Below are 15185 nucleotides of genomic sequence, written 5' to 3' on the forward strand. Positions count from 1 at the left end.
CAACGACATGATCGGCGCGGGCGGCCTGCTTTACTGCCTGGACCGGAATTACGACATCCCCAATCGGATCGGGCTGGCCGGCTTCAATGGCGTCGATCTGCTGGATGGGCTGCCGGTCAGGCTGACCACGACCGATGCGAGACGGGTCGAAATCGGGCGCCGCGCCGCCAGGCTGGTCGCCGGCAAGGATGCCCTGCCCGAAAACCGCATCGTCGAGATGGTCCCGACCTTCATGCCCGGCCAGACCATCCGCGACACGCTGTCCTGATCCTGCCGCTTGTGGCGGGAACGCGGCGCCATTATGTCGGGCCTCATGCATGTTCCGTTTCTCAGCCGCCTGATCCATCGCGGACCGCGCGTTTCGGTCGTTCGCCTGCACGGCGCCATCGGCATGGCCGGGCGCGGCGGCGGCGGCCTGAACGACGCGGCGCTTGCCCCGGTGATCGAACGCGCCTTTCGCAAGGGCAAGCCGGTCGCGGTGGCCCTGTCCATCAATTCGCCCGGTGGCTCGCCGGTGCAATCATCGCTGATCGCCGCGCGCATCCGGCGTCTGTCGGAGGAAACCGGAACCCCGGTCCATGCCTTCGTCGAGGATGTCGCGGCCTCGGGCGGATATTGGCTGGCCTGCGCGGGCGACCGGATCTGGGCCGATGACAGCTCGGTCCTTGGCTCGATCGGCGTGATCTCTGCCGGGTTCGGCTTTCACGATCTGATCGACCGCTGGGGGATCGAGCGTCGCGTGCACACCGCGGGCCAATCGAAATCGACCCTGGACCCGTTCCGCCCGGAAAAGCCCGAGGATGTCGCCCGTCTGCACAAGGTGCTGGAGCCGATTCACGCGGCGTTCAAGGCCCATGTCACCGCACGGCGCGGCTCGAAACTGGCCGATGGGCGCGATCTGTTCACCGGTGAATTCTGGGCCGGGCGCGAGGCGGTCGATCTGGGCCTGGCTGACGGGATCGCGCATCTGGTGCCCAAGATGAAGGCGCTGTTCGGCGACAAGACCCGCTTTTCCGTCCACACGCCGAAACAATCGCTGTTCCGCCGCCTGGGCCTGTCGGCCGAAGCGGTTTTCGACGCGGCCGCGGAAACGGCGGCGTTCCAGCGTTTCGGGACCGGCGGCTGATGGTCAAGCTGGTCATCGTGTTTCTGCTGGTCATGATGGCGCTGGCGCTGGTCAGCGGGCCGGGCTTTCGCAAATTCCTGTTCAGGTTGCTCGGGATCAAGCCTCGTGATCGTTGACATCGCTCTGGTTCTGGGCGGGCTGGCACTGCTGGTCCTCGGCGGCGACCTGCTGGTCAAGGGGGCGGTCAACCTTGCGCTGCGGCTGGGGATCACGCCGCTGGTCGTGGGCCTGACCGTCGTGGCCTTCGGCACCTCGGCCCCCGAACTGATCGTGTCGCTCTCGGCGGCGCTTGGCGGATCGACCGATATCGCGATGGGCAATGTCGTGGGCTCGAACATCGCCAACGTGCTGGTGATCCTCGGGGCGGCGGCGCTGATCTCGGGCATTCCGACCCGCGGCCACGATCTGCGCGAAAGCTGGACGATGATGATCGGCGCGTCCCTGTTGCTGATCGTGCTGGCCTTCACCGGCGAGATCGGCCGGATCGAGGGGGCCGTGCTGCTGATTGCGCTGATCCTGGTGCTTTGGCGCCAGCTCAGCGCGGGATCGACCGAAAAGGCGGAAGATCTGGAGGGCGTCGAGCCGGGCGCGCGCTGGCGCCGGATCGTGCTGTGGCTGGTGGGCGGGCTGATCGCGCTGCCGGCGGGCGCGCATCTGCTGGTCGGCGGCGCGGGCGATATCGCACGGCTTTTCGGCATCAGCGAGGCGGTGATCGGCCTGACGCTGGTTGCCATCGGCACCTCGCTGCCGGAATTGTCGGCTTCGGTCGCCGCGGCGATGCGCGGGCGCGCGGACATGGCGCTTGGCAATGTCGTCGGTTCGAACCTGTTCAACATTCTCGCGATCCTCGGAATCACCGCGCTGGTGAAGCCGCTGCCGGTTCCGGCGCAGATGCTGCAGCTCGATCTGTGGGTGATGCTGGCCGCAGCCTTGCTGATGGGACCGTTCCTGTTCCGCGCCATCCCGATCGGCAGGCTTGTCGGCGCGGGCTTTCTGGCGGCCTATGCCGCATATGTCGTGATCCTGCTATGAGCGTCGCGCTGATCACCGGCGCCGCGCGGCGTCTGGGCCGTTCCATGGCGCTGTCGCTGGCAAGCCGCGGCCATGATGTCGCGATCCACTACAACCGTTCGGAAGACGAGGCCCGTGACACCGCATCCCGGGCCCGCGCCTTCGGCGTCGAGGCGCGCTGTTTCGGCGCCGATCTGCTGGATCCGGACGCGGCCGCCGATCTGATTCCGCGGATTGCGGCCGCGATGGGGCCGCTTGCGGTGCTGGTCAACAATGCCTCGATCTTCCGGCACGACACCATCCACAGCGCCACGATGGCAGGTTGGGACCGACATCTGGGATCGAACCTGCGGGCGCCGTTCCAGTTGATCCAGGCTTTCGCCGCGCAGGCCCCGGCCGCCCTTCCCGACGACCGCGGCGAGCCCGTGGCGCAGGCGCTGATCGTCAACATGGTCGATCAGCGGGTGCTGAAGCCCACGCCCGATTTCATGACCTATTCACTGTCGAAGGCCGGATTGTGGGCGCTGACCCGCACCGCCGCGCAGGCGCTTTCGCCGCATATCCGCGTGAACGCCATCGGCCCCGGCCCGACCCTGGTCGGGGCGCATCAGTCCGCGACCGAATTCGCGGCTCAGCGCGATGCCACGATCCTGCGGCGAGGGGCCGAACCTGACGATATCGTCGCCGCTCTGGGCTATCTTCTCGATGCGAAGGCGGTCACGGGACAACTGATCTGCGTGGATGGCGGCCAACATCTGGCCTGGCAGACGCCCGATGTCCAGGCCGGCTGAATGCGCCACACCGGTCCATTTGTGCACCTTGCCTTCAAATCTTGGGCGAACCGCCCGAAAACTCACAATGTTTCGGGTTTCGATCGCAGTCAAAAGAAAATATCGTTGTTTTTCAATGCCCCCATCCGCTGCCCAAACTTTCGGCAAAGTTACCAAACTGCAATAAATGCTGGTCCGACGCCTGCTGGCGCCGCCTCCACTCACAGCCTTATCCACAGGAATGGTGGACGGGTTCGCCCTTGCAATCGCCGATTGAAACTTGCAGCCGGGTGACGGAATCACTTTCTTTACGCCATGAGCCAGAAAACCGGCCACGTTCTGATCCAGGATTATCTTCGCACGCTTGATTCCAGTCCCGGCGTCTACCGGATGCTGGATGGGCAGGGCGCAGTCCTGTATGTCGGCAAGGCGCGCGACCTGAAGGCGCGTGTCTCGAACTATGCCCGCCCCTCGGGTCATTCGGGGCGGATCGCGCGGATGATCCGCGACACCCATTCGATGATGTTCCTGACCACGCGCACCGAGACCGAGGCGCTGCTGCTGGAACAGAACCTCATCAAGCAGTTGAAACCGCGCTACAACGTGCTGCTGCGCGACGACAAATCCTTTCCCAACATCCTTGTCGCCAAAAGCCACGACTTCCCCCAGATCAAGAAACATCGCGGCGCCAAGTCCGAAAAGGGCGATTACTACGGACCCTTCGCCAGCGCCGGCGCGGTGAACCGGACCCTGACCCAGTTGCAGCGCGTCTTCCTGCTGCGCAACTGCACCGATTCCGTCTTCGAAAGCCGCACCCGCCCCTGCCTGCTGTTCCAGATCAAGCGGTGCAGCGCGCCCTGTGTCGGCCGTATCGATCGGGACGACTATAACGGGCTGGTGCGGGATGCCGAGCTTTTCCTGCAAGGCAAGACCACCGCGATCCAGACCCAGCTTGCGGCCGAGATGGCGCAGGCGGCCGAGGCGATGGAATACGAACGCGCCGCCGCCTTGCGCGACCGGATCAAGGCACTGACCGCCGTGCAGTCGGTCCAGGCCATCAACCCCAAGGGCGTGGCCGAGGCCGATATCGTTGCGCTGCACATGGAAGGCGGTCAGGCCTGCATCCAGGTCTTCTTCATCCGCGGCAATCAAAGCTGGGGCAACCGCGATTTCTATCCCCGACTGGGCGGCGCCGAAAGCCCGGACGAGGTGATGCAGGCGTTCCTGCTGCAATTCTACGACGACAAGCCCCCGCCGCGCCAGATCCTGCTGTCCCACGCGCCCGAAGATCCCGACCTGACCGCCGAAGTCATGGCCGAACGCGCCGGCCGCAAGGTCGAGATCGCGGTTCCCCTGCGGGGCGAGAAGTTCGAGCTTGTGACAAATGCCCTGCGCAATGCCCGCGAAAGCCTGGGCCGGCGCATGTCGGAAAGCGCGGCGCAGGCGAAACTGCTGGAAGGCGTCGCCAAGGCCTTCGATCTGCCTGCGACCCCGCGCCGGATCGAGGTTTATGACAACAGCCACATCATGGGGACGAATGCCGTCGGCGGCATGATCGTCGCCGGTCCCGACGGCTTCATCAAGAACCAGTATCGCAAGTTCAACATCAAGGGGACCGAGATCACCCCGGGCGACGATTTCGGCATGATGCGCGAGGTGCTGACACGACGATTCACCCGCCTGCTGAAAGAAGACCCCGACCGGCAGACCGAGGCCTGGCCCGATCTTCTGCTGATCGACGGCGGCGCCGGACAGGTCAGTGCCGTCGATGGGATTCTGGCCGATCTGGGCGTCGAGGATATTCCGGTCATCGGCGTCGCCAAGGGCGTGGACCGCGAGCACGGGAAAGAGGAATTTCACCGCCCGAACCAACGTCCCTTTGCGCTGCGCATGAACGACCCGGTGCTCTATTTCGTGCAACGCCTGCGCGACGAGGCGCATCGCTGGGCCATTGGCACCCACCGCGCGCGGCGCGCGAAATCGGTCATGGCCAATCCGCTGGACGAAATCGCCGGCATCGGCGCCGCGCGCAAGCGCGCGCTGCTGGCGCATTTCGGCAGCGCCAAGGCCGTCAGCCGCGCGGGCCTGGCCGATCTGCGGGCGGTCGAGGGGATCTCGGCCGCGATGGCGCAGAAGGTCTATGACCATTTCCACGCGCGCGGCTGATCGTCCGACGACCCTCGCCACGTAGGGTGGCGTCCACGCCGTGAACCGGTCGGAGGCCGCACTGGAACGGCCAGGGTTCTGACAGCGACCGCGGCCCTGTCTGTTTCGACAGGATCGATGTGAATATCGTTGTCAAATGTTGCAGCACGGCTATTGACGGCTGGTCAGGGGCTCGCAGCGTGAGGGTGAGCGGCGAAGGCCGCTTGGCGGGTTCCCTGGCGCAACCGCAGGCACCCGCCTTGCGGTGCCTGGGTCCGCCGTTCCGTCCTGCCCGGGAATCGGCCATTCCCGGGCTCATCGCCAAGGCGTCGCGGGCTCAGCGCCGCAATGCCTTGGCCTGCTTGCGGCGGGCATGAAGCGCCGGTTCGGTATAGCCCGAAGGGCTTTCGGCACCGCCGAAGATCAGATCGCGCGCCGCCTCGAACGCCGGGCCGTCGAAATCCGGCGCCATGGGGACATAGGCCGGGTCACCCGCGTTCTGCCGGTCGACCTTGGCGGCCATGCGGCGCAGCGCGTCCTCGACCTCATCGCGCGAGATCAGCCCCTGTTCCAGCCAGTTGGCCATGTATTGGGCGCTGATCCGGCAGGTGGCGCGATCCTCCATCAACTGCACGTCGTTGATGTCGGGCACCTTGGAACAGCCGATCCCCTGATCGACCCAGCGGACGACATAGCCCAGAATCCCCTGGCAGGAATTTTCCACCTCGCGCAGGATCTGGTCCCGGCCGGCGGGTGCGCCATCCATCAGCGCGGGCGTCAGCAGCCGGTCCAGATCGGGCATGGCGCTGCCGGACAGGTCCGCCTGCCGCGCGGCGACATCGACCTGATGATAATGCAGCGCGTGCAGCGTCGCGGCGGTCGGGCTGGGCACCCAGGCGGTATTCGCGCCGGACCGGGGATGACCGATCTTGGTCTCCAGCATCTCGGCCATGGCATCGGGCTTGGCCCACATGCCCTTGCCGATCTGACCCTTGCCGCGCAGTCCGCAAGCCAGCCCGATCAGGACATTGCCCTGTTCATAGACATCAAGCCAGTCGGACGATTTCATTCCGTCGCGCCCGACGAAGGCACCGGCCTGCATCGAGGTATGGATCTCGTCCCCCGTGCGGTCGAGGAAGCCGGTATTGATGAACACGACGCGGTTGCGGATGGCATGAATGCAGGCGGCCAGATTGGCGCTGGTGCGGCGTTCCTCGTCCATCAGGCCCAGCTTGACCGTGTTCGCGGGCAGACCCAGCACCTGCTCGACGCGGGCAAAGGTGCGATCAGTGAAGGCGGCCTCGTCGGGGCCGTGCAGCTTGGGCTTGACCACATAGATCGCACCGGCGCGGCTGTTGCCCAGACCCTTGTCGCGCTTCAGGTCGTGGATCGCGCAGGCCACCGTCACCATCGCGTCCAGAAGGCCCTCGGGCGTTTCCCGACCGTTCAGCCTGATCACATCCGTCGTCATCAGCAGACCGACATTGCGCACCAGCAACAGGGCGCGGCCGGGCAGCGTCAGGGTGCTGCCATCGGGCCGGGTGATCTGCCGGTCGGGGGCCAGGCGGCGTGTCATCTGCCTGCCGCCCTTTTCGAAGGTTTCGGAAAGGTCGCCCTTCATCAGGCCCAGCCAGTTGCGATAAACGACGATCTTGTCCTCGGCATCGACCGCGGCAACGCTGTCCTCGCAATCCTCGATCGCGGTCAGCGCCGCCTCCAAGACCACGTCGCTCAGCCCGGACGCCGAGGCCGACCCGATTGGGCTTTTCGGGTTCACGACCAGTTCCACATGAAGCCCGTGATGGACCAGAACGAAGGCGGTATCCTGGCCCTCGGACCGGGTGCCGACAAAGGCCGAAGGGTTGGCCAGCGCGACCTCGGTCCCCTCGATCGACACATGCAGCCCATCCTGATCCGCGCGATAGCCGGTGGCGTCGGAATGACCGCCCCTGGCCAGCGGAAAGGTGTCGTCCAGGAATCCGGCGACACGCGCCACGACGGCATCGCGCCGCGCCGGGTCGAATCCGTCCGATGGCGGCGGCCCCATCGCGTCCGATCCGTAAAGCGCATCGTAAAGCGATCCCCAGCGGGCATTGGCCGCATTCAGCGCGAAACGGGCATTGCTGACCGGCACGACCAGCTGCGGACCGGCAATGCTGGCGATTTCGGGATCGACCTCGCCATTCTCGACGGTGAAGGGTTCGGGCTGCGGCACCAGATAGCCGATGCGGGTCAGGAATTCGCGATAGGCCGCGGCGTCCCAGGGCTGGTTGCCGCGCGCCTTGTGCCAGGCGTCGATCTGCGACTGCAATTCGGTACGCCGGGCCAGCAGCGCGCTGTTCTCGTCGGCGAAATCCGCCAGCAGCCCTGCATATCCGGACCAGAAGCGATCGGCATCGACCCCGGTGCCGGGCAGGACCTCGTCCTCGATGAAGGTCGCGAAAGTCGCATCGATTTCAAGTCCGTGTCGCTGGATAGGCTGGGCGGGCATGGTCATCCTCCTGTAGCTGCGGTGCCGGTCGCGGCCGCGGCGCGGCGGCGGTCGATGTATACAATAGCGCACCGTAGCCGCCGGGGACCATAGGTCGCCATGTGCGAGCGGGGGTTTCAGCGGATTTTTTCACCCCTCGCGACCGGTCACATTCGCGCGCGGTCCCGCGCAAGACCGGGTCTTCGGCCTGCGCCCGCCGATCGCGCCGGGCAGATCACCGGCGAATCGGCACGGTTCCGCCTCTGGCGCGGCGGGGGGTTTTCCTCTGCCCTTGCCGCTGCCACCTCTGGCCGCGCAGGAAGCGCGCGCCGTTCCGGTGTCGCGCCCTTGACGGACAAAGGAGAACCACATGTTCCGCCAGATCGCTTTCGCTGCCGGCCTTTCGATGGCCGCGACCGCAGGTTTCGCCCAGACGGCCGAGACGCCCGCCCAGGGTGGCGGCGCCGCGCCCGCGCAGAAGGCGCCCCAGGCCGCCAGGATCGACCCCGCAGCCGCCTATGAGGCCGCCCGGAACCAGCTGGGCATTCTGAAATATTGCCAATCCCAGGGTTTCTCTGGCGCCGAGGCGGTATCCGCGCAGCAGAAGCTGGTCGGAATGCTGCCCGAGGGTGATGCACAGGCCGGCGCCGCGGCCGAGCAGAAGGGAACCCAGGGCACCGTCTCGCTGGGAGAAACCCAGATTTCGCTGAAGGACGCCGCCTCGCAGCAGGGCACCAGCGAAAAATCGCAGTGCCAGCGCATCGAGGCGGCGGTCAATCAGGTCGCAAGCCAGTTGCCGGCGGGCTGATCGCCCGCGCTCCCTCCCCGACTGGCACGACGGCGGGCCGGTGCAGCGATGCGCCGGCCCGTTCGTTCAGGGATCCCCGATAATGCGCAGACCCTGAGGCGCCCTGCTCAGTTGCGCCCGTCATCGGCGACAAGGGGCCGGGTGACGGCGCGCGCCGCCTCTTCGTCCTCGGCGGGCGCGCCGCTTTCGACGATTTCGCGCGCCTCTTCCTCATCCTCGTCCTCGATCGCGGGAGGCTCTTCCCCGGCAAGGAAGTTTCCGAATTTTTCCCACCCCGGAACATGTTCGGAAAGAACCCGGATCACGACCAGCACCGGCACCGCGATCACCATACCCAGCACCGACCACAGCCAGGCCCAAAGCGCGACCGAGATGAAGACCACCACCGTATTCATCTGCAGACGGCGCGACACGAAATAGGGTGTGATGATCTGCCCTTCCAGCGAGGTCAGCGCCAGATAGGACGCTGCCACCATCGCCGGCCAGAACAATCCCGGCATCACCACCAGCGCCACCACGGCCGCGATGCCCACGCCGGCGATGGCGCCCAGATAGGGAATGAAGTTCAGAAGGAACGCCCCGATCCCGAACAGAAGCGGCGAGGGCATTCCCCAGGCCCACATGGCAAGGCCGACGGCAAAGCCCAGGCAGGCATTGATGACGGTGATCGCGCCCAGATAGCTGCCCAGTGAATCCTCGATCTCGCGCAGCGCCAGATAGGCGGTGCGCTTGTCGTGCATCGTGTCGAAGCTTTGCACGATTTTCAGATAAAGCAGATCGCCCGAAGCGATCATGAAGAACAGCAGGATCAGCGTGAAGACCACCTGACCCAGCAATTGCGGGGTCAGCTTGAGGACGGCGGCAAAGGTGGATTCGCCCTCCTGTTGGACCCGCACGGTTGTCGCGGCATCGCCGCCTTCCTCTTGCATGTTCTGGGCGTCGTCGATCTTCTTGGCGGCCTCCTGAAGATCGCGCATCGAATCGCGGACGTTCTGGAACTTGTATTCAAGCTGACTGCTGATCGTGGGGATGCGGGCCGCGGCGCGGTTGACCGGGCCGCTGGCGGCATAGGCGATGACGCCGACCGTGATCAGGATGCTGACCGTGACCAGCAGGGCGGTCGCCCCGTCGGGAATGCCCCGGCGTTCGTTGAAACGGCGCAACGGGGTGAAGACGAAGAACAACAGAATCGCCATCGTCACCGGCATCAGGAAATCACGGGCGGCTGCGACAGCGCCAAAGGCCATGATCAGAAAGATGCCGATGACGGCCCAGTTGACCAGAACGCGCGTCACACCGTCCTCGCGCCCGGTGCGCGGAAAATTGTGCCCTTGCGGACCGACCATGAAATCCCCCCTCCACGGCGCATTCATCGCCCCGCCCGGGCCCGGAACGCAGGATGCGAACCGATTGTTCCGAACCGTCCGCGCGGCCTGATCTTTGTCAATCGCGGCGTCAGATGGGGTGATCGCCCGCGGCGTCGATCACCCGCGACGGCAGGCCCATCCGGCCCAGCAAGTCCAGAAAGGGCCGCGCAGGCAGATCCTCGACATTGACCATCTTCCCGACATCCCAGGTTCCGCGCGCGATCAGGATCGCCGCAGCGACGGGTGGCACCCCCGCGGTGAAGCTGATGCCCTGGCTTCCGACCTCGTCGAAGGCCTCCTTGTGATCGGCCACATTATAGACGAAGACCTCGCCCGCCTTGCCATCAAGACTGCCCCTGACCAGATCGCCGATGCAGGTCTTGCCGGTATAGTCGGGCGCAAGGCTGGCCGGATCGGGCAGAACCGCCTTGACCACCTTCAGCGGCACGATTTGCTGCCCCTCGGCGGTCGTGACCGGCTGTTCGGACAGCAGGCCCAGGTTCTGCAACACGGTAAAGACGTTGATGTAGTGGTCGCCGAAGCCCATCCAGAACCGCACGTCGCTGTCCTTGTAGCGGGCGGCAAGGCTGTGCACCTCGTCATGGCCGGACAGATAGGCCTTCTGCTTGCCGACGACGGGCAGATCCCATTCGCGGCCGATCTCGAACATCCGGTTCTCCTGCCATGCGCCCTGTTGCCAGGAATAGACCGTGCCGGTGAATTCGCGGAAATTGATCTCGGGGTCGAAATTGGTGGCGAACCAGCGACCATGGCTGCCGGCATTGATGTCCACGATGTCGATGGACTCGATCCGGTCGAAATATTCATCCTCGGCCAGACGGGCATAGGCGTTGACGACGCCCGGATCGAAACCCGCGCCAAGGATCGCGGTGATGCCTGCCTTCTCGACATCCTCGCGCCGCTTCCATTCGTAATTGGCATACCAGGGCGGGGTCTCGCAGACCTTGGCCGGATCCTCGTGGATGGCGGTGTCGATATAGGCCGCGCCTGCCCGGATGCAGCCTTCCAGCACCGACATGTTGATGAAGGCCGTGCCCACATTGATGACGATGCCGGCCTCGATCCGTTTCAACAGCGCCTCGACCGCATCGGGATCCATCGCGTCCAGCGCATGGCTGGCAAAGGCCATGTCATGCCCCTTGCCGCGCAGGCTGGCGATAATGGCGTCGGCCTTGGCCTGGGTGCGGTTGGCGATGTGCAGGTCGCCGAATTCGGCCGCCCATTGCGCGACCTTGTGGGCGCTGACTTGCGCGACGCCGCCCGCGCCGATGATGAGGACATTCTTCTTGGCCAATTCCAACTCCTTTCGGGGGCAGAGAACGGGTCGCCTTAGGACAGGCTGGACTTGTAATCGTCATAGGAAAAGCTGCGGACAAGGCGGATCGTTCCGTCCTCTTCGCGGATCGCGATCGAGGGCATGGCGACGCCGTTGAACCAGTTCTTCTTGACCATCGTGTAGCCGGCCGCGTCGGCGATGCCGAGCCGGTCGCCGATCTTCAGCGGCCGGGCAAGGCGCGCCTCGCCGAAAATGTCGCCCGCAAGGCAGGTCTTGCCCGCGATCTGGTATTCGTGGTCGCCGTCCTGCGGCAGCTTGGCCGTCTCGCGATAGATCAGCAGATCCAGCATATGCGCCTCGATGCTGCTGTCGACGATCGCGACCTTCTTGCCATTGTCGATCAGGTCAAGAACGCTGACCTGCAAGGACGCGGCCCCCGTGATGCTGGCCTCGCCGGGCTCCAGATAGGCCTGAACGCCGAACCGGTCCTGAAAGGCGGCCAGCCGGTCGGCCAGCCGGTCCAGCGGATAGCCCTCGCCGGTAAAATGGATGCCGCCGCCCAGACTGACCCAGTCCAGTCTTTGCAGGATGTCGCCGAACTCGGTTTCGATCCGGGTCAACTGGTGATCGAACAGGTCGAAGTCCCCGTTTTCGCAATTGTAGTGGATCATCACGCCGCTGATCCGGTCCATCGCGGCCTCCAGACGGGATATGTCCCATTCGCCGAGGCGGCTGAAGGGACGCGCCGGGTCGGCCAGATCGAAGCCGCTGGTCGAAAAGCGCGGGTTCAGCCGCAGCCCGCGCGTGATCGCCGCTGCCCTGTCGCCGAACCGGTCAAGCTGGCCCAGGCTGTTGAAGATGATCTTGTCGGCATGGGAAATCGCCTCGTCGATCTCGTGATCGGCCCAGGCGACGGAATAGGCGTGGGTTTCCTTGCCGAATTCCTCGGCCCCCAGCCGCAATTCGAACAGCGAGGACGAGGTGGTCCCATCCATGAAATCGCGCATGACATCGAAGACCGACCAGGTGGCAAAGCATTTCAGCGCCAGCAGCGCCCTGACGCCGGATCTTTCGCGCAACCGGGCAATTTTTTCCATGTTGCCGCGCAGCACCGCCTTGTCGATCAGATAATAGGGCGTCGGCAGATCGGTCATGGCGTTTCCGTGTCCAGGCCCCGAAGGGCGAAAGAGAAAGGCGGGATATAGACAGATCGGGCGCTTTTCGCAAGAAAGTGCGGCACAGCCGTGACGCCGGGCGCCCGCTCAGCCACCGGCGGCAAGGCGACGGAATTCGCGTTTCATCAGTTCCAGTTCGGCCCGCAAAAGCGCGATCTCGGCCAGCACATCCTGGGCCAGGGGTTGACCGGCCCGCAGGTCCAGCCGCCCCAGGACCGGCGCGCCCGGGCCGGGCGCCATCCCGGCCTCGCAGGCCAGCAGTAAAAGCGACGTGATCCCGTCCGAAATCACACTGCCGGGCAGTTCGACCTCGATCTGCCACGGCCCGCCATCGGGACCGGTGGCCCGCGCCTCGGCCACGACTTCGCCCTCATGGGCGATGCACAACCGTCCGGGCAGGCTGCCGGTCAGGGTGCCGCGCCAGATTCCGCCGGCGATTCCGTGGCTGTCGAAATGCATCCGTCGCTTCCTATATCTGCGCGCGCGGATGGCGCGACATGACAAGATCGGTCAGCGTGACCGCGTTCATCGCCGGGGCCTCGAAGATCAGATCCAGCCAGACCTTGTCGGCCGGTCGTCCCGCCAGATCGGCATAGGCCAGGTCGAATTCGACCACCCGCGGATTGTTCCGCCCCTCGATCGGATGGCCAAGCTGCCGCAACATGCTGGCCGTGTCCGGACCCTGGGCGATGTTGATGCGGCCGTAGACGGTCATCGCCCTCTCGGCCGACAATTGCGCGTCCACCCGCAGCACGTGATCGCGGCCCAGATCCTCTTGCATTGCATCGGGCAGATCCAGCGACAAGGACAGATACCCGCCCGAGAATCCCATCACTTCCAGCGACAGGCCGTAATGCGCCAGATCGGTGCCCTGCCGGTTGCGGACCTGCCGCAGGATCGCCGCGCGATGGCCGCAATCGTGCCACAGCACCACCTCGTCGCTGAACCGCTGGCCGTTTTCCGGCGCGACCAAGGCTGCAGGAACGATCCGGCCACGCAGCGTCATCGGCCGCCAGCGCCAGTCTGTCCCCGGCGGCAGGTCCAGCAATTGCAGATCGTCGCGCGCGCGCGAAGGGCTGGCATCGCTGTGCTGAAGAAAGCGGCGCAGGTCGGCATGAAGCGCCAGCGCCTCGTCGCGCAGGTCGGGATCCGGCGCGCGGCGGCCCTGCATGGCGCTGTTGGCCAGCGCGGCCCATTGCCGGCCGGCCGACTGCCGGCCGCGTCGCGACCTCCAGCCCTGCCAACCGATCATGCCCGGCCTCTATTGATCCATGTAGACATGGGTTTCCTCGGCCGCGCCGGGATGGGTGACCGCGCCCCATCGCGCGCCGCCCACCAGCCGCGCGTATTTCCACAGCGCGCCCGAGGCGTAATCCGTCCGGCGCGACCCGCCCCACGCGTCCCTGCGCGCGGCAAGATCCCTGTCGGACAGATCGACGCCGATCTCGCCCTTCACCGCGTCGATGGTGATCATGTCGCCGTTGCGCAGCAGCGCGATGGGCCCGCCTTGCGCGGCTTCGGGCCCGACATGGCCGACACAGAATCCGCGCGTCGCGCCCGAGAAGCGGCCGTCGGTGATCAGCGCGACCTTCTTGCCCATGCCCTGACCCGACAAGGCGGCGGTCGTGGCCAGCATCTCGCGCATGCCGGGCCCGCCCGCCGGGCCTTCGTTGCGGATCACGATCACGTCGCCCTCGCTGTAGTCCCGGCGCTGGACGGCGGCGAAAGCCTCCTCCTCGCTTTCAAAGACCCGCGCGGGGCCGGTGAAGACCTGATCTTCGGGCGCCATGCCCGCGACCTTCACGATCGCCCCGTCCGGCGCCAGGTTGCCTTTCAACCCGACCACGCCGCCGGTCGCGGACAAGGGCGTGGCGACGGAATGGATCACCTTGCCGTCGATGTCGCGATCGACCAGATCCAGTTCCTCGCCGATGGTGCGGCCGGTTGCGGTCATGCAATCCTCGTGGATCAGCCCGGCGCGGCGCAATTCGCGCATCACCACCGGAACACCGCCCGCCTCGTAGAGGTCCTTGGCCACATATTCGCCGCCCGGTCGCAGGTTCACGAAATAGGGCGTGTCGCGAAAGATGTCGCAGACATCGAACAGGTCGAAATCGATCCCCGCCTCATGCGCAATGGCGGGCAGATGCAGCCCGGCATTGGTCGATCCGCCCGTGCAGGCGACCACGCGCGCGGCGTTTTCCAGCGCCTTGCGCGTCACCACGTCGCGGGCGCGGATGTTCTTTTCGATCAGCCGCATCACCGCCTCGCCCGAGGCCAGCCCGTATTGATCGCGGGATTCATAGGGCGCCGGCGCACCCGAGGAATTCGGCAGCGCCAGGCCGATCGCCTCGCTGACGCAAGCCATCGTGTTCGCGGTGTATTGCCCGCCGCAGGCCCCGGCCGAGGGACAGGCCACCCGTTCCAGGATGTCCAGTTCCGCGTCGGTCATGTTGCCGGCCTGATGCTGGCCCACCGCCTCGAACACGTCCTGGACGACGACATCGCGCCCGTTCAACTTGCCCGGCAGGATCGAGCCGCCATAGATGAAGACCGAGGGCACGTTCAGCCGCACCATCGCCATCATCATCCCCGGCAGCGACTTGTCGCAGCCCGCCAGGCCCACAAGCGCGTCATAGCAATGACCGCGAATGGTCAGTTCCACCGTGTCGGCGATGGCATCGCGGCTGGCAAGGCTGGACCGCATCCCCTCGTGGCCCATGGCGATGCCGTCAGTCACCGTGATCGTGGTGAATTCGCGCGGGCAGCCGCCGCCCTTCTTGACACCCTGCTTGACCGATTGCGCCTGCCGGTTCAGCGAGATGTTGCAGGGCGCGGCCTCGTTCCAGCAGGTCGCGACACCCACCCAGGGGCTGTGAATCTCGTCCTCCGAGATTCCCATCGCGTAGAAATAGCTGCGATGCGGCGCCCGGGCCGGGCCCTCGGTGACGTGACGGCTGGGCAGCCGCGACTTGTCAAAGCGTTGGTCGGTCATCCGTCCCTCCCTCGTCGGCGA

General features: G+C 65.8%; 13 protein-coding genes. 6 read left to right on the top strand and 7 right to left on the bottom strand.

Annotated elements, in window-relative coordinates; translation table 11 throughout:
• The 5 genes from B4L36_RS04475 to uvrC form a co-directional block, all read left to right on the top strand.
• On the top strand, positions 1 to 268 hold a 268-nt coding region (locus B4L36_RS04475; protein ID WP_292952995.1), incomplete at its 5' end, for a substrate-binding domain-containing protein.
• 45 nt (positions 269 to 313) lie between these two features.
• Positions 314 to 1126: a S49 family peptidase gene (locus tag B4L36_RS04480; RefSeq protein ID WP_292952997.1), complete on the top strand. Its 813-nt coding sequence runs from the start codon at positions 314 to 316 to the stop codon at positions 1124 to 1126.
• 105 nt (positions 1127 to 1231) lie between these two features.
• Positions 1232 to 2158, top strand: coding sequence for a calcium/sodium antiporter (locus B4L36_RS04485; protein WP_292952999.1), 927 nt, complete (start codon positions 1232 to 1234; stop codon positions 2156 to 2158).
• Positions 2155 to 2928 (top strand): SDR family oxidoreductase, encoded by a 774-nt coding sequence (locus B4L36_RS04490; RefSeq protein WP_292953001.1) that lies wholly within the window; start codon positions 2155 to 2157, stop codon positions 2926 to 2928. Before B4L36_RS04485 ends, B4L36_RS04490 begins: the two co-directional genes overlap by 4 nt.
• A 294-nt stretch (positions 2929 to 3222) precedes the next feature.
• Complete coding sequence (uvrC, locus tag B4L36_RS04495) at positions 3223 to 5073, top strand: excinuclease ABC subunit UvrC (protein ID WP_292953003.1); 1851 nt, start codon at positions 3223 to 3225, stop codon at positions 5071 to 5073.
• Between the two features lie 316 nt (positions 5074 to 5389).
• Here the strand turns inward: uvrC and B4L36_RS04500 are convergent, their stop codons facing one another.
• Positions 5390 to 7543, bottom strand: coding sequence for a malate synthase G (locus tag B4L36_RS04500; protein WP_292953004.1), 2154 nt, complete (start codon positions 7541 to 7543; stop codon positions 5390 to 5392).
• Between the two features lie 349 nt (positions 7544 to 7892).
• On the opposite strand from B4L36_RS04500, the gene B4L36_RS04505 reads away from it, so the two are divergent.
• Positions 7893 to 8330, top strand: a complete 438-nt coding sequence (locus tag B4L36_RS04505; protein ID WP_292953006.1) for a pore-forming ESAT-6 family protein — start codon at positions 7893 to 7895, stop codon at positions 8328 to 8330.
• A gap of 107 nt (positions 8331 to 8437) precedes the next feature.
• Here the strand turns inward: B4L36_RS04505 and B4L36_RS04510 are convergent, their stop codons facing one another.
• From B4L36_RS04510 to ilvD, 6 genes are all read right to left on the bottom strand, one after another.
• On the bottom strand, positions 8438 to 9676 hold the full coding sequence (locus B4L36_RS04510) for an AI-2E family transporter (protein WP_292953008.1): 1239 nt from the start codon (positions 9674 to 9676) through the stop codon (positions 8438 to 8440).
• A gap of 109 nt (positions 9677 to 9785) precedes the next feature.
• The gene (locus tag B4L36_RS04515; RefSeq protein ID WP_292953010.1) at positions 9786 to 11012 is read right to left on the bottom strand and encodes a saccharopine dehydrogenase family protein; all 1227 of its coding nucleotides are present in this window, start codon (positions 11010 to 11012) and stop codon (positions 9786 to 9788) included.
• Between the two features lie 35 nt (positions 11013 to 11047).
• On the bottom strand, positions 11048 to 12148 hold the full coding sequence (locus B4L36_RS04520) for a carboxynorspermidine decarboxylase (RefSeq protein WP_292953012.1): 1101 nt from the start codon (positions 12146 to 12148) through the stop codon (positions 11048 to 11050).
• Between the two features lie 108 nt (positions 12149 to 12256).
• A complete protein-coding gene (locus tag B4L36_RS04525) occupies positions 12257 to 12628 on the bottom strand; it encodes a hypothetical protein (protein ID WP_292953014.1) in 372 nt (123 codons plus the stop codon).
• Between the two features lie 10 nt (positions 12629 to 12638).
• Positions 12639 to 13421 carry a DUF6478 family protein gene (locus B4L36_RS04530; protein ID WP_292953016.1) on the bottom strand — a complete coding sequence of 261 codons (783 nt, stop codon included), beginning with the start codon at positions 13419 to 13421 and terminating at the stop codon, positions 12639 to 12641.
• Positions 13422 to 13430: 9 nt separating this feature from the next.
• Positions 13431 to 15164 (bottom strand): dihydroxy-acid dehydratase, encoded by a 1734-nt coding sequence (gene ilvD, locus B4L36_RS04535; protein WP_292953018.1) that lies wholly within the window; start codon positions 15162 to 15164, stop codon positions 13431 to 13433.
• Positions 15165 to 15185 lie beyond the last annotated feature (21 nt).

The sequence above is a fragment of the Paracoccus sp. UBA889 genome (assembly GCA_002294185.1).
In the GTDB taxonomy this organism is placed as follows: domain Bacteria; phylum Pseudomonadota; class Alphaproteobacteria; order Rhodobacterales; family Rhodobacteraceae; genus Paracoccus.